12 protein-coding genes and 2 pseudogenes are annotated in these 14,940 nt (G+C 55.9%); 2 read left to right on the top strand and 12 right to left on the bottom strand.

Going from position 1 to position 14,940, the window contains the following annotated elements:
- Positions 1-296 precede the first annotated feature (296 nt).
- The 9 genes and pseudogenes from LDH74_RS24610 to LDH74_RS24570 all read right to left on the bottom strand — a co-directional run bounded on the left by LDH74_RS24610 (position 297) and on the right by LDH74_RS24570 (position 7,575).
- Positions 297-569 (bottom strand): PadR family transcriptional regulator, encoded by a 273-nt coding sequence (locus LDH74_RS24610; protein WP_226043289.1) that lies wholly within the window; start codon positions 567-569, stop codon positions 297-299.
- 341 nt (positions 570-910) lie between these two features.
- Entirely contained in the window at positions 911-1,204 is a 294-nt protein-coding gene (locus tag LDH74_RS24605; RefSeq protein WP_226043288.1) for a PadR family transcriptional regulator, read from the bottom strand.
- A gap of 79 nt (positions 1,205-1,283) precedes the next feature.
- A pseudogene (locus LDH74_RS24600) lies at positions 1,284-1,813 on the bottom strand (hypothetical protein).
- A gap of 9 nt (positions 1,814-1,822) precedes the next feature.
- Positions 1,823-2,526 (bottom strand): annotated as a pseudogene (locus LDH74_RS24595) (helix-turn-helix domain-containing protein).
- 587 nt (positions 2,527-3,113) lie between these two features.
- Positions 3,114-4,361, bottom strand: coding sequence for a cation:proton antiporter (locus LDH74_RS24590; RefSeq protein WP_226043287.1), 1,248 nt, complete (start codon positions 4,359-4,361; stop codon positions 3,114-3,116).
- A 107-nt stretch (positions 4,362-4,468) separates the two neighbouring features.
- Entirely contained in the window at positions 4,469-4,876 is a 408-nt protein-coding gene (locus tag LDH74_RS24585; protein WP_226043286.1) for an NAD(P)-binding protein, read from the bottom strand.
- Between the two features lie 289 nt (positions 4,877-5,165).
- Positions 5,166-5,645, bottom strand: a complete 480-nt coding sequence (locus LDH74_RS24580) for an Lrp/AsnC family transcriptional regulator (RefSeq protein WP_226043285.1) — start codon at positions 5,643-5,645, stop codon at positions 5,166-5,168.
- 363 nt (positions 5,646-6,008) lie between these two features.
- Entirely contained in the window at positions 6,009-6,890 is an 882-nt protein-coding gene (locus tag LDH74_RS24575; protein WP_226043284.1) for a DNA-binding protein, read from the bottom strand.
- Between the two features lie 388 nt (positions 6,891-7,278).
- Entirely contained in the window at positions 7,279-7,575 is a 297-nt protein-coding gene (locus LDH74_RS24570; protein ID WP_226043283.1) for a hypothetical protein, read from the bottom strand.
- 164 nt (positions 7,576-7,739) lie between these two features.
- Between LDH74_RS24570 and LDH74_RS24565 the strand changes: the two genes are divergently transcribed.
- On the top strand, positions 7,740-8,429 hold the full coding sequence (locus LDH74_RS24565) for a nucleotidyltransferase domain-containing protein (protein WP_226043282.1): 690 nt from the start codon (positions 7,740-7,742) through the stop codon (positions 8,427-8,429).
- On the top strand, positions 8,419-8,937 hold the full coding sequence (locus LDH74_RS24560; RefSeq protein ID WP_226042699.1) for a hypothetical protein: 519 nt from the start codon (positions 8,419-8,421) through the stop codon (positions 8,935-8,937). The genes LDH74_RS24565 and LDH74_RS24560 overlap by 11 nt, the downstream gene beginning before the upstream one ends.
- A 152-nt stretch (positions 8,938-9,089) precedes the next feature.
- On the opposite strand, the gene LDH74_RS24555 is transcribed toward LDH74_RS24560, so the two are convergent.
- From LDH74_RS24555 to LDH74_RS24545, 3 genes are all read right to left on the bottom strand, one after another.
- Positions 9,090-10,358 (bottom strand): hypothetical protein, encoded by a 1,269-nt coding sequence (locus LDH74_RS24555; protein ID WP_226043281.1) that lies wholly within the window; start codon positions 10,356-10,358, stop codon positions 9,090-9,092.
- 367 nt (positions 10,359-10,725) lie between these two features.
- A complete protein-coding gene (locus LDH74_RS24550) occupies positions 10,726-13,821 on the bottom strand; it encodes a type IV secretory system conjugative DNA transfer family protein (protein WP_226043280.1) in 3,096 nt (1,031 codons plus the stop codon).
- Complete coding sequence (locus tag LDH74_RS24545) at positions 13,811-14,938, bottom strand: hypothetical protein (RefSeq protein WP_226043279.1); 1,128 nt, start codon at positions 14,936-14,938, stop codon at positions 13,811-13,813. Before LDH74_RS24545 ends, LDH74_RS24550 begins: the two co-directional genes overlap by 11 nt.
- Positions 14,939-14,940 lie beyond the last annotated feature (2 nt).

Genomic DNA, 14,940 nt, shown 5'->3' with positions numbered 1-14,940 from the left:
GAATGCAGTGAGCAGTTCACCGCCGAAGCGGGCGAAGTCAGCGAAGGCGGCCTTTTTAGCGTAGATTTTTGCGCCGAACGGTTCCGAACGGAGTGAGGAATCCTGAGGCGGAAAAAGGTACGTATGCACGTCTCTGAGTGGCTGTTTCGCTGAATTATTGTCGAAATAAATATGCTGGTTCCGCGTCTAAACAAGGCTGTAAGTTCAATTCAGCGGTACTATTGAGATGTGTATCTTGGTAGATGGACAGGGATTCCCTAACTCGAAACCGCAGGAAATCACAACAGCACCAGTCACTAGTCGAGGTACTGTGACTCCCACTCCTGTCGTTCTTCGAGTGTTTGCTCGCCATCCTCCGTAATCGCGTAATAGTTTGTTCTCCTGTCGAGTTGCCCCTTTTCAACGAGGTTCTTGTTAACTAGCGTATCGAGATTCGGATACAGCCGTCCATGATTGATCTCCTTACTATAGTACTGATCAATTTCCTCTTTGATATCTTGGCCAGATGGATGATCGGCACCAGTGATTACGTACAAGAGGTCTCGTTGAAACCCTGTGAGGTCGTCCATATCACGGCATTCGATTGAGATGATGTTTGTTATCCACCGTAAACAGTTCCGTATGCTGATGCAACTGCCAGTCTCTTTGTGATACCATGTGATTTAACCAACAGATCAACGGATGTGCGGTGAACGTTGGTTAATACACTCTACTCATAAATTTCATTTTCGAAGTCAACGTTCAAAACGATCAAGTAAAACCCGAGTGCCTGCTCGAATTACTGAGAGAGTACAACCCTCATCCTCTAATGAGAGCAACACGATAAGATCTTGTTGATCCGAATCAGCGAATCAGCTCCCAAGTGGCATATGTAACGCGCGAGATATCGAGCAACCTCCCACCAATTTCGTTATTCTGATTCCGAGAGCAACTCATCGACGTATTGGTCTTCCCATTCTCGGCGGGCTTCGAGTTCACGGCGGCCACGAGCGGTGATCGTATAGTAATTCGTCCGCTGGTCGAGTTCTCCTTTCTCGACAAGCCCTTTGTCGACGACCTCGTCGAGGTTCGGATAGAGTCGCCCGTGATGGATCTCTGTCTCGTAGTACTTCTCGAGTTCGTCTTTAATCGCGAGTCCGTGGGGTTCGTCCTGTCCGGCAATCGTGTACAATAGATCACGCTGGAAGCCAGTTAGATCGTGCATATCTGAAGGTGAGTATATTGACTGATGAAGATTCCGGGACCAAGTGGCAATACGGAAAGCACAAGATGACTGGAGCGACTCAGATCAATCTCATCGAGTCACCAGGATTATCACCAATGATGTCCGCTAACCCATAGACAGAGATTGCATCGGTATAACTCTGAGCAGTGACAGCATTTTCAATACCCTGTCTGGCAGGTTTGTCATCAGTGAGGACGATCACGCCGCGTGTTGAGCGGTTTCTGACGTACTGGATGGCTAGCTCTGCGGGAATGGCATCCGCTTTTTCAACCTCGTGTTCGGGCTTGCCGGTTTAGTTCGCGATCGTTCTCGTGGCGATATCGCTTGCTGCGACGGCATCCCCGTCTGTCGGCGATGGAGCATCGATGACTTCGGCCCATCCTTCATCAAGAGCTGTCTGTACTCGATCCATCTTTGAGCCGCCAAGCTCCCCAATAACACGCTGAGGAAGTTTGCATACGACACCAGCGTTTCGGATTGTACTCCGAGATTTTACACATTTAGGTTCGATAAATTAACGATCGTAAAGAAGGCGTTTGCATCGACGAGGACGGCCTGTTCAGAAGAGAGTGGATTACTTCGGCTCATCCAACGTCCTCATTCGGGGGAATCTGACTCTGCTGGGGCACCATCTACCTCGTCAAGGGAAGAAAGATCATCTGATCGTGGACATCTGGAAACAAATACTCGAAGAACGGATCATGCGTCCGGCCAACAGTCAGAGCTGGCTCGAGCGCATAGGTGATCATCATTGTTTCGGTCTCGCGAACGTCGATATCGGTCGCGACCATCCGTGGGGTCGTCTTTCCTGCAAAGTGCAGCCCTGCACCCCGCAATGCAGCGATGAGTTTGCCAGCACCATAGCGGTTCATGAAGTACTCGACGTCCTCGTCAACTTCCTGGAGTGTAAGTGCGTGCAGGAACCGTCGGCGTGATGACGATGGGGACGTACTGCTCGACGATGATGACCGGATCGGCCGTCAATTGCTGCGGACGTGTCGAGTCATCTCGATCGACGAGACCGAGGTCGACGAGCTGGTCGACATACTCGTAGGTCGTCGGTTTCGATAGCTCGAGACCGTCCATAATCTCCGGTGGCGAAACGGGCCCCAATAGCAGACGTAGACGTACACACGAGCGAGTGCTGGCTGGTTGAGTAGCTGTACGACTGTCTCGAGCTTCGGCGCGTTCTGGGCCAGTGCCTCTGGCTCGAGCGTTTCCTCATCCATGATGTCTGTTAGTGGTGAATCTAACGCATCGAGCCGGTTGATCAGTTCATCACGCACGTCCTGCCGAGACATCGTCTGTTCGTGCCAGCCGAGCCGTTCGTCGTAGTGGAGCTTCCTGAATAGCTGGCCAGTCGTATCGGCGGCGATGTACTGGGTTCGTTTGATTTCTTATATGTTCGACGATCGGTACTCGGCACCGACGTCTGCATGAGTGAGTTCGACGAGAACAAACTCGACGAATGAAATGAGTGACTCTCGACTTCAGTCGTTCGGAACGCACAACTCGAGGGTGGACCAGGGTGGTTCAGTGGGCTGTCGGTGGGTTGGTGCTCGATCGATACCACGGTCTCGTGGGTGTTGTCGCTCAGAAGTCATTCGCTATCTCGGGGCAGTTCGACCGCCCCGCATCCATCCCGGGGACGAAAAACACGAGATCACAGTCGCGACGGTATCGGTAGATCGTTGCTTTGTTTCTTTATTCTGAAAGATTTATGAAACTCGTGACAAGTACAGACGGAATATCTTACGATGGCGTCCCACTCCTCCCTCGCAACCATCGTCGTTTGAAGCTACTGTCCACAGAGATACAAAGCGAGTTCCTCGGGATTTGACCCCGAGGCGGTTCACTATCGAAAGCAGTCGACAATGACACCGCCGAGTTAGTCAGCTTTGGCTTCGACGGAATCTTGCGTATACACCAACTCACCGGCCCGGTCGAGCCAGTCGACGCCCCACTTGACCGTCACGGGAACTAGCGAGGTCGTGAAAATCGCGATGAATACGAGAATCGAGAACAGCCCCTCGTCGATGATACCGTTCGAGAGCCCGATCGATGCGATGATGATCTCGACGGTTCCGCGACCATTCATCCCGAAGCCGATGACGACCCCCTCCTTCGAGGTGAGACTCGTCGGCAGTGCGAATAGCCACGATCCGACGATCTTCCCGACGAATGCGATACTGACCAGCAGAACGAGCAGTCCGAGGTTCTGCGTGAAGACGTCAAGCGTGATCTGGAACGCGACCGTCACAAAGAAAATCGGCGCGAAAAAACCGATAGCCAGGTCGTACATGACGTTGTGCATGTGCTCGTAGAACTCCTCGTGCAGATCCGCCTGCCGGAGGAACAGCCCCGCCATGAACCCGCCGATAATCATGTGGAGGCCAGCGAGGTGGGCGAGTTCCGCGAAGACGAGCGCGACGAGCAACGCGATAGAGAACGCAGTCGTCTTGTCGACGAAGCCGTAGCGTTCGCGAAGCGTATCGAACTGGTCCCAGACGTGCGGAAGGAACCGGTACCCGATGAACAGGGTGATGGCGAAGAAGGCGATCGCTTTAAAGAGGATGAATCCAATCGAGGCCGCGTCGACGGAGCCGGCCTGGATGAAGCCGAGAACGCCCGCGAACACAACCAAGACGCCGACGTCAGAGATCAGCGCACCGCCGAGGAGGATGCTGGCGATCCGCGTATCCAGAATGTCGAGGTCGACGAGAATGCGCGATTTTGTGGCGAGCGACGTGGCCGCCATCGCGAGGCCGAGAAACAGCGCACCCTCGGTAGTGGCGATGGTGAGTACACCGCTCGCGTATCCGAGTGCAAACGGAATGACGAACGCGCCGATGGCAACAATGAGTGCTTGCGGACCCATGTTGAACAGGTCGTCAAGGTCGACTTCCATCCCGACGTACACCATCAGGAGGAACACGCCGAGTTGGGCGAAGATGTCGAGTGTATTCGAAGGATGCAACAACCCGAGAATCGGGGGGCCAAACACGAGGCCTGCAAGTAGTTCGCCCATCATCGCGGGATAGCCGATGCGTTCGGCGAGGGCACCGCCGATCCACGCGAGTACGAGGACAAGTAGGAGATTGAGAATGTCGATTTGCGGCGCGGCCGCTTCGACCATCTCAGTACCCCCCGAGGGGTATTGTAGTCAGTTGGCTCGTTAACGGACGGCCGACGGTGCAGGTACGCGGTGCTACTGACTGCTTGTTTTGTACGCACATCTGTCTGTTAGTGGTCTTGATTGTTGGAGTGGACGTTCTCGATCGCAGTGGTCAGCGCCTGCGTCGAACAGACGGTTTCGATCTCCAGTTCGTCATACAGGTCCAGATTTTGCGGATGGTTGACGAGGACGATGAGGCGGTCTGTCTCAAACGTCACCCGCAGTAACTGTGTGATGAGCAGATTTTTGCTGTCGCTGTCGGTTGCGACGATAACGGTGTGTGCCTGCTCCAGTCCGATGTCCGAGAGCGCCTGGATGTCCGAGATGTCCATCTCGTGCGCCTCGATTCCAACATCGAGTGCCCGTTTGATGGTTGATGAGTCGTCTTCGAGAAACACGGCGGTTGTCTCCTGGGCAAGGAGGCGTTCTGAGAGTTCCTGGCCGACGTGTCGCCCACCGATAATTACTGTTTCCATGATAACGTTCTCGTTCCGGTAATCACGCCCCACGCGTGTGCCGTCTGAACGTGTTCTTGAGCGAGCTGTACCGGTCAGTCTTTGAGTATCCCGTAGTCGCCCGTAACGACCGGAACGTGAAAAGTATAGCGGGATGAATACCAGAACGTGAATTAGTAGATTGTTTAATACCGGATCGAAACGATCTCCCCTCGTGATGTCGAGCCTGTCGTTGCGGAGAAACAGCACTGCTTACGATCCGCGTGAGAACCGGAAGCGTCTGATTCCACGTCAGGCCGTGTGACTGTGCCTACTCTTCGAGATCATCCCGAGCAAGGAATCCTCGATACGGACAGACGTACTCGTGGCGGATGATCTGTTCATCCTCAATATCAAGCCCCAAGTCATACAGTTCCTGTCCAATACGGCTTAGGTCGTCGTGATCGACGCCGATGATGTTGATGTAGATGTTATCGTGCCCGTTCATGATTTCGCGCACCGCTTCGACGCCATGAATATCAAGCGCCTGTTTGGCGAGTTCTTCGCGTTGTGGGATCGGGGCGGAGCAGATGAGCTTCGCATGCAACGGGAGGCCAGCTTCTTCGTAATCAATCTCGACGTGATAGCCCGAGATGATGCCTTCCTCTTCAAGCCGCTGAATACGTTTCCGAACAGTACTGGCGGAAATACCACGTTCCTCGGCAATATCCCCGGACGAGGTATGTCGTGCATCTTGCTGTAACGCGTAGAGAATGTGCCGGTCGAGTTCGTCAAGGGTTCCGCGTTTCATAGACGTATACTAGTGAAGGTGCGCTAATGAACGTTTTTGGATGGCTGTCGTCGTATTATTCCTGCTAGGCGGTATCGGATGTCAGGAGGAAAGCAAGAAAGTGAGAGGTCTTCGACCATGGTAATCAACCCGTTTTAAATCTCAAAGATGGTATCGTACTGCTGCTGTGGGTGCGGCCCGACTGGACGGCTTTGTAATGCTCTCTGAGCCGTGCCAGCGGTGGCGCGCGATGAATGCGCGCTTCAGCGCGCAGAACGTGCGAGGGACGAGCGATGCGACCACAGGGAGCGAAGCGAGGAGGCTGGGGAGGACGCGAGCGAAGCGAGCGTGTGGTCGGACACACAAAAAAGAGGAGCGGCTACGCTATTCCTGGGTCCACCACCGCCCGCGTTCGGGGAACTCGAGGCGGCTCCAGCCGGTCACAGCCAGGCTGCATCGCTCGTTGTGCCAGTTCTTCGCCGCGTTCCTGATCCGCACCGTTTCGCCCTCACTCACGTTCGTCTGGTATGAGTTCTCCCAGATCGTGAACTTCATCTTCTCGGTCTCATCCGCGATCAGCCCAACCTGGCTGATCGACGGCTGTGAGGGGTCCCACAGTTTGATGATCTCACCTTCCACGTCCACTTCGCCTGCCTCCACCTCCGGTACGTCTGCGATGTCAACGCTCGTTCCCGATTCGGCCTTCACTTCGTCCATCTCCTCGAGGGTTGCGTCGATCATCGACTTTCCGTCCGTCACCTTCTCCGCCAGTCCACGGCTCACTGCCGCCCGGCTTGGACCCCCACGAACCGTCTCCGTGATTCGCACCGATTGTTTGTTGACCTCCGCCAACTGCTCTTGCTCTAGCTCCGATCGGGGGTCCACCCGTTCAACCCGCCGCTCTCGGCGCTGCTCGACCACGACCTCTCGCGTCCGCGCTTCTCGCCCCTCTTGTGTTCCGAACGCTGCCTTTGCGCTGATCAACTTGAGTTCCTCCTCTCGAGCCCGAATCCGCTCTTCCTGTGCCAGTGGCAGGTGTCCGAACTCGTTCTCCTCACGCCCAACCACTGTCTCCGGGTGGTTCGTCTCGACTTTCGTGTTGATCTCCTGCTCGACACTCGGCGAGAACTCCGGCGTTTCGTCCACGATGGCTTCCGCGAACGGAGCTTCCACCGTCACGCCTGCGTCCGTCTTCTCCGCAGCCGCATCTTGGTTGACAGTCGATTCAGCCGAAGTTTTATCATCTCGGAAGTTCGTAGAACTCATTGCTTAGCTCCGAAGGCGCTTTCCAACGCGTCTTCACTCCAACACCTCTCAGTCCCAACTATACTCGTCTCCTGCAACCGCTCTCGCTCGCGCCTTCAGGTCCCCTGAGGCGCGAGTAGAGCGGGACACTCACCCCCACCAGCCAGCACCGCGCGCCGAGACGACCGGCGCGAGCGTCCAGCGGAGTAACCGTGGGGGGTGAGCAGCTACGCCGCGCAACCCCTCGCGGTTACCCGCTGGCGTCGAAACCAAAGCCCGGCAGCACAGCGACCACCGGGAGCGAGCAGCCCGGAATGGTCGGTCGCGAGCGATGCAGAGGGAGGGAAGGCGAGCGGGGCGTGCCGTCTTCATTCACACCAGTCGAGGGACAGCTACAGCATCCCCACCTTCAGCTCAGCCTGGCGGGCTTCGAAAGGGCGAGGACATCTCTGTCGTCCCCCGCCGACGTCTCCGTGAGCGTAGCGAGCGGAGGCCAGTGAGAGCCGCGGCTCTCGCTCGGCAAGCACCGCAACGACCGAGCGTTGCGAGGGAGTGAGGCGCGCAGCGAGGCGCGGGATGCCGAGCGGCCGAGGGCTTTCGGTGGTAGGTACTTCTCTCTCCCTCTCTCTCTCTCTCTCTTCTCGAGATATCTTATCTCCTCGAGCGTCACCTCCAGTCCAACCCCGACGTAGTCCGAGACACTCACACAGACATGTCGTAAAATAATCCTCACGTCCTCGACACGGATATCGAACAAACGACAATTACAGGGTGTCTATGTATCATCGACCGATCACCGGTTCGAAGAACATACCTGAAGTAGTGCACGTGGACGGAACATTTAATAGCGACCGAACCGCATTACGGTTCATGAACCGTGATACCGTTCGGGCATCGGATGGATGTGAGGGAACGTACGTTTGCCTCCCGATTCCGCTCGGTGACCGCGAGGCGTTCCGACACCGCGCAGCGACTGACATCCTCCACGTACTCGCAGATAATCCAGATACAGCCTTCTCGAACCGAGAACTCCACCGGTTGACGGAAAGAGGAATGTCGAACGTGAATGCCGCTGTTCTCTCCCTCGAAGCCCTCGGTATAATTCACGTTGATCGCGACGGCAGGTCAAATGCCGTACAGATCAACCCGGAAAGATTCGTTCACAGTGATGATCCTGTTACCACAATTCCGCAATCCGAGTTCCATGACCCAGTGCGAACTGTTCGGAATCGGCTTATAGACCGTATCGGTGATCATGCAGCGATTGTGTTGTTCGGGAGTGTCGCTCGTGGTGACGCCGACCGGGCAAGCGATATCGACGTATTCGTCGTTGTCGATGATGGTCGAATGGCGGCGCAACGAGCGGCTCACGACATTGAGGAAGATATCACGTCGGAACAGTTCGATGGAGATCGATTCGAACCGCACATCGTCGTTGAGACGCGCGACTCAGCAGTAACGCACGACCGAATCCGTGACGTGCTCGTGGAAGGGATCACGCTTCACGACACCCCAGTTCTCGACGCGGTGAAACAGGAGGTGTTCGCGGATGGGACTTGAAGACGTCGTTGACGCTGTCGAGCACGTTGAGTCGTTGTTAGCCGACGAGGAAACAGGCCCTGTTCAAGACTCGTTGTCGTGGCAGCAAACGGATGCTGACGTACAACTGGGGAAAGCATGTGCGATGCTAGGAACGTGCCGTCAATTACGCAGCGGGACAAATAACTACGTCAGTATTGTCGAGTTGTCGTTCAACGCCATCGAACGGTCGTTCCAGTTCTACTTGGTGGATCAGACTGCTGCTGAATCGTCTGATTTCCGGAAGCATGAGCAAGTGTTCGAGGACATCGAGAGTCGCGGGGTATTCTCTGATACGGGTGTGCCTGCCCGGATTGATGCGTTCCGATCGGAACATCGTGCCCGGATCTATTACGATATTGATCGACCCGGTCGAGATCTGGCAGTTGGGATGCACGAGCTAGCTGAGGAAGTTCACTCGTACGCTGTCGAGTTCGCCGATGCGCATTCCCGGTGTAACTGCAAGGAGCGCCACGAAACCAAATCCTAGGGAGCGAGGCGCGGGATGCCGAGCGGCCGAGGGCTTTGGGTGGAAGTGTACTCCTCTCTCCTCAACAACATCGTCTCCCTCATAACCATTGTTCTGTCGAGTGTCCCTTCATACCTTATTCTGAATTGAAGAAACGGTCCTCCCAATGACTGTTACTTGGACCTATCGCCGAATAATCGTCCCCATAGAGAGGATGTCTCTGAAGCCGTATCACAGTCGGACGTTGTCCCGGCTTGTTCTTCTCGAGCCTGCTCGATCTCTCGGTTACGCTCTGAAAGTTCGGTTCTGAGATCTTCGATCGTTGTCTCGAGGCGATCGATACGTTCAGTTTTCTGTTCGAGCGTGGCCTCGAGTTCGTCGACGCGGTCAGTCAACAGTCGGTTCTTCTCAACCAGATACGCATGATTCCGATTCTGCTCCGAGTCGTCACGGCTAGCACTGGTCGACGACTCGCTCGTTCTGGGAACAGATTCGGTTGACGTATCTCGAGTGTCGGGATCGTAGAACTCGGAGGTACTCGCAATTGCTCGCTCGATAGTCTTTTCGCCATACGTAGAGCCGTCAGCGTAGTGGACTTCATCCCACTTGTCTCGGAGCAGTCCTGATTGGCGGAAGAGCCGGTCCATCGTTTGGTGGTCACCACCAGTCCAGAATGCCAGCAGACAGCACAGTGCCATGTCCGCCTCTGACTGACTCTCGTAACCAGCAGTCGAGCCACGCCACAACCGCTCGAACTTCTCGCTGTTCGATGCGTTCCGTGCTCGCTCGAGCAGTTCCTCGTCCTTGAGGTCGACGTTGGTATCGGCTGCACTGCCCGTCGCTGCTTGCTTCTCACTGGAACTATAGTCTCCAGATTCGTGTTCTGGATCCGGTTCAGAGTCTTGAACGTACTCACGATGGATCGCTACCAGCGCATCCTGCCGACGTGCAACGCGAGTTGGCGTGTCCTCGAGGCGGTCGCCGGTAACAGTGAAAAACCGAGCAGTGTCGTACAGTTCGATACTGCCACGGCGGTTCCGCCCATCTGGGAGTTCTCCCTCGATGAGCACATGAAATCCAGTACCTGACGGAGAAATCTCCGTATAGGAGTCGAGTCGCTCGATGATGTCCAGCGCCGCGTCGTCGACATCCCCGGTTTCAGTATCCCGGCAGTCATCGAGGTCCACGCCAACGACAGGATCGTCATCGGTAAAGACGAACCCAACGCCAGTAGCGTTCCCTGTTTCGGCGTACTCGAGTGCTGTCTCGAAACTGTCCCACGTCTCTGGATCGGTCGACGAGGCGAATGCTCCCGTCTCTGGTGTCACCGGTATCTTCGTCGGTTTGCCATCCCGATCTTCTTCTTTCCAGCATACCCACTGCTCACGTTCTCGTAAGCTAGCTGGCAGCGCTGCTGTGTCGATTAAGGTGTCAGAACTCATCGTTGATCACTCCGAGGTTCACTCATTGAGTCCTCCGAACAAACTATATCATAATCTCGAGACAACTGCTGACAATCGATAGGCAGCCCGATCTCCCTGTCCCCGCATCGTTCTGCGGATGGAACCCAGTGTATACTAGTTGGTTTTGGCGGGTTATTTTGCGTGGACAGCACTCCCGTCATGCGGTTCTGCGTGGACAGCACCGTCCATAGAATTTCCTTGGAAATCCAGTCTGCGTGGACAGATAATTCAGATGTTGGATTCTGGCTGTGTGAGGGGCTATTTCGGAGAGAATGGGAGACTCGATGCCCTCGAGCAAGGATACCCTTAGAATTGCTATTACAGTACATTATAGTTATGTCAGATGTCATTGATCGAGGAGTGTCTGCCCCTCTTCTGTCAGGGAGAGTCCGACGTAGAACTGTACGCGGTCACCGTCTACTCTGGACCGGTCGGTCTCGAGGTCGACGACGTTCCGTAGCTTCCGGGTGAACCAGCCTTTGGTTGTCCCGTCGATATCGTGCTGGTCAGTCCAGGTAGCGTACGCCTGAAACAGATCATCCTGTGGAACTTTGGCTCCATCGGCCTGCCTGACGTACATTGCCGTGAACGCTTCAACACCGTCGCCGTCCGGGTCGATGTCCACCGTCTCATCTTTCGATGGCGAATCAGATGCCTCACCATCTGACGGAGGATTTCCACCACGACGAATCGTCGAAACCTCAACTCGGCCTGAATCACCGTTGGAATCGTCGGGCCATAGCTCCTCGAAGTCGGGGTTCTCGGACAGCACATACGTTTCTCCATGCTGGAAAATCAGTGGACTACCGTCAGCTGGCAGAATCAGCACGATGTAGCTGTCACGCGAATAGTCTGCATTCGGCAACTCGATATCGGGGATGAACGGTCGTTTGATCGGCGTCCAATCCTCTTCGAAGTCGTCTTTCGAGTCATAGACGCAGGTCTCTCCTGGTTTGTGGACGGTATACTGGCCGTTTTCTCGATCGTGGCTATAGTAGGCCGGAACACCGTCTTTGGAGAGTTCCCCCTCATCTGGAACACGGGTGAACTCCGTCTCGCCGTCTGAAAGCACGCGCTCGCCGTTATCGCGTGTCCAGACAGTTCGATTTGTGTCCGCAGTACGTGGTCGAACAGCGGTTACTCCACCGTGGGCCGTCGCGCCACCGCCGAACATCACGATCTCGTCGCGATTATAGAACTGCTCAGTGCCGTCCGCCCGTTCTCGCAGTGGCGGCGAGAGGATGTTCTCGATTCGTTTCGCCCACTTCGTATCGGAGTCACTAGGACGGACGACAAAGAGCGGTATCCGGTCGGCTTCGCAGGCCCGTTTGAAGTTCTGCAAAACCTTCGCGGGCCGGTCCGGTGTCGTCGTCTCGGCCTCGATGTTGAAGACGACGTCGTGGTCTGGGTGGGTCGCGGTGGCGTCGGGTTGCTCGCTCCCGTCCTGTACGAGGATATCGACGATGAATCCGCGTTCGGTAAGCGCCGTTTCGGTATCCATGAGGACTGCATCATGGCTCGTTCCCCCTGCCGATCTAACAGCTCCCGTTTCAGGCTGTACCGTCGTTTCCCCCTCGTCGGAGAGGCGAGCAACGATGTCGTCGTCCTTCAGATCGACTTCGAGCAATTGCGATGCTTCACGCACGTCCGGAAGGTCTTCGTACGCATAGTCGATGTCAGGCTGGGTGTTCTCAAGGCGGATCGAGAGTTCCTCGTCAACGGTAGTGACATCCACCCAGCCGTTTTCCGCCCGTACTCCCTCCCGAATCTGTACTGCACGAATCGACTCCGCCATCGTTTCATCCAGTATCTTCGTCGGGTTCGCTGCCTCGTTGGCGTCGCTGTAGATGAGATTCTGCATGATTTCAGCATCGGTCAGCGGCTTGGTCCCGTAGCGGTCCAAACTCTGCTCGATGATGTCGTCGACCGCATCAGCCGACCGTAGTGGTGGATACGGCGGGAACGAGCGGAGGAGGACGGGTTCTGAGTACCGACCGCCATCGAGAGGCAGTTTCGTCCAGACCTGATACTGGTCAGTCGAGATCAGGTCCTCTGCAGTGTAGTCTCGGAACCGCTTCATCAGGAGTTGGGCGTCGTCTACGTCATTCACTGAGAACGCAATGAGGTTGTCGCAGTTGTTCTGCATCGCCTTGAGCGTGTCCTCGTCGAACTGTGAGGGGTACTGAGAGGCGAGCGTCACGGAGAGCCGCATCGACCGAGCACGAGCGAGCATCGACTCGATATCGAGATTATCGCTGGCGATGTCGTCGAACTCGTCGCAGAGGACGAAATACGGATCTGGGTCGGTATCGCGTTCATACGACCGCTGCTGAATTGCACTCCAGAGATTCCGCATCACGCCGAGTGTGACCATCTTCTTGATGTCCGTATTCTCGACGGGCGTGCGGACGATAACGATTCGGTCGTTGTCGATAATATCGCGGAAATCGATCGTGCTCTCGCGGTGGGAGATGATCCGTCGGATGACCGAGTTTTCGACCCAGGATTTGATTCGCTTCAGGAGTGGCCGGACTGTCTCGTCATCCATCCGTGCGATTTCGAGACAGAACTCCTGCACATACGGATCGTCGACATCGAGAGCAAACTCTTCACGCCGCTCGGCGTTCAACAGCGTGAAGTACATGTCGATCACTGAGAACGGTCTCTCGGACTGCATCATCGCTCGTCCCATTGACTCGGTGATCGACTCCATATTGATGCCCCAGTACTCGTCCGTATCGAAGATCGCCTTCAGATTCTCGATGCGATTCTCAATCTCGTTTTCGCGCTCTTCCTCTGTATCACAGTCGGGAACCTCGAGGAAGTTCAGCCCGACCGTCTTATCGTGTTCTGACGATCCAGGCTCGATCCAGACGATGTCGTCAAGACGGTCTTCGGGGAGTTTCCGCAGGAGTTCGCGAGAGTCTCGTCCTTTCGGGTCGAAGTAGACGAATCCATATCCTGAATACGCCCACTGGACCATCATGTTCAGCAGTTCCGTTGTTTTCCCGTAGCCGGTAGTGCCCGTGATCCAGATATGCCGGAAGAGCGACTCGAACCGGAGCGGTGCTTCGCGGAACCCACGTTGCGCATCTTCGTCGTAGCCGATCCAGAGCGGCGCGGGCGATGTTGTGGCACCTGATTCGAACATCTCGCGGACGTACAATCCCGCGACAGTGCCCTCACTGGCTGTTTCGGTAATGACTGATTTTCCACCGACGTAGGTAGTGTCCTGTTCGGTTATTTCATACGTTTTATTGACTCGAGACTGCGGTTCTGGTGCTGGATCAGACGTTACATTCACGTTTGCACGTTCGTCTGGTTCGGTCTGGAGATCGGTACTCGCCTCTTCGACTTCTGTCGGTTCTTTCGAAGATGAGCCTGCATCAGAGCGTGCCGACTGATCCCCGTTGCCACGACCGAAGAATCGTTCAAACACCATCCTGCCCTCCCTGTCCAGCCTGGCGCTTCTGGAGACCGTCACTGGTCGTGGGTCGCTCGTACTGAACGGCGTCGGCGGGAACGCGGTCACCACGTTGCGTGTATCGCCAGTCGATGTTTGGCGTCTCGATTTCGTTGTTCGGGATGTGTGCGACGCCGGCGAGTTCGTCGACGGTCATGATCATGCGCCGGTCGGTCCACTCGCGGTCGGCCATCCGAGTGACGTGCTGGCGGAGTTGACTCGCACGCTTCCCTTCTTTCCGATGGTACACTGGCATATCGTCGAGACCCTGCTCAGTGATCGCGTTGTAGTACTTTCTGAACATCCCGGCGACGCCGTGCGCACGGGCTTGAGCTTCGTCTTTGTCCGCTGAGATTGCGACGATACGGATGTTGACGTGGAACGCCTGTTCGCCGCGCTGCTGTTCGATGGTTTTGGCCGCCTGCTTGTCCTTCTCGCTCGCTGGTCGCGTCCGAGGATTCAGCCACCCGACCGAAGTTCCCTGGCGGAGCGCGTGGGCCAGATCATCAACGCTGTTATGCTTGAACTGGTCGCCGTCCGTCCAGGACTGCTTCGCCGGTCGAAAGACGACCTGCGTGACAACCTTGCTCTCGTCGAGCGAGAGCATCTCGCTCGTGATCTCGCCGTATGGGTCGGTTTCCCAGCCCTCGCTGTTGTGATGGCGAATCGGGTAGTAGGGAAGCTTCTCCATCTCCAGCCATGCGCCAGCGACGTACTCATCGGGCTCGATGACGGGGAAGGCGTAGCCATCCTCGACGGGGAATACCTCGCTGTTAGCGTAGTTATTCCCGACGCGGCGGCGGAACTTGTCGGCGGCTGCCTCGGTTGCAGCGTGCATGTAGAACTTGATCTTCCCCTCGTCGAACCAGACCTCGAAGGTGTGATGGTCGCTCGTGTTCTTCTCTCGGAAGTTCGTCGTCACGTCGTGGACCGACTGGAGTAGTCCGGCGCCGTCGACGATGCCCTGATTCTCTTTGAAGGGGCGGATTCTGAGCAGAATACCGGGCGCACTCTCCGGGTGCTGGACGAACGGCTCTTCGAACTCTACCTGTGTTGCGTCGTACTCTGGACCGTCATTGAAAAGCCAGCTAAACATCG

The sequence above is a fragment of the Natrinema sp. DC36 genome, from assembly GCF_020405225.1.
Taxonomy (GTDB): domain Archaea; phylum Halobacteriota; class Halobacteria; order Halobacteriales; family Natrialbaceae; genus Natrinema.
The sequence above is the reverse complement of the archived record's forward strand: the minus strand, read 5'-3'. Positions and strand labels throughout refer to the sequence as shown.

Bases quoted from the DNA above. Each gene is read 5' to 3' on its own strand.
- LDH74_RS24610 (WP_226043289.1), bottom strand. From the start codon at position 569: ATGGACGACCTCACAGGGTTTCAACGAGACCTCTTGTACGTAATCACT.
- LDH74_RS24605 (WP_226043288.1), bottom strand. From the start codon at position 1,204: ATGCACGATCTAACTGGCTTCCAGCGTGATCTATTGTACACGATTGCC.
- LDH74_RS24590 (WP_226043287.1), bottom strand. From the start codon at position 4,361: ATGGTCGAAGCGGCCGCGCCGCAAATCGACATTCTCAATCTCCTACTT.
- LDH74_RS24585 (WP_226043286.1), bottom strand. From the start codon at position 4,876: ATGGAAACAGTAATTATCGGTGGGCGACACGTCGGCCAGGAACTCTCA.
- LDH74_RS24580 (WP_226043285.1), bottom strand. From the start codon at position 5,645: ATGAAACGCGGAACCCTTGACGAACTCGACCGGCACATTCTCTACGCG.
- LDH74_RS24575 (WP_226043284.1), bottom strand. From the start codon at position 6,890: ATGAGTTCTACGAACTTCCGAGATGATAAAACTTCGGCTGAATCGACT.
- LDH74_RS24565 (WP_226043282.1), top strand. From the start codon at position 7,740: ATGAACCGTGATACCGTTCGGGCATCGGATGGATGTGAGGGAACGTAC.
- LDH74_RS24560 (WP_226042699.1), top strand. From the start codon at position 8,419: ATGGGACTTGAAGACGTCGTTGACGCTGTCGAGCACGTTGAGTCGTTG.
- LDH74_RS24555 (WP_226043281.1), bottom strand. From the start codon at position 10,358: ATGAGTTCTGACACCTTAATCGACACAGCAGCGCTGCCAGCTAGCTTA.
- LDH74_RS24550 (WP_226043280.1), bottom strand. From the start codon at position 13,821: ATGGTGTTTGAACGATTCTTCGGTCGTGGCAACGGGGATCAGTCGGCA.
- LDH74_RS24545 (WP_226043279.1), bottom strand. From the start codon at position 14,938: ATGTTTAGCTGGCTTTTCAATGACGGTCCAGAGTACGACGCAACACAG.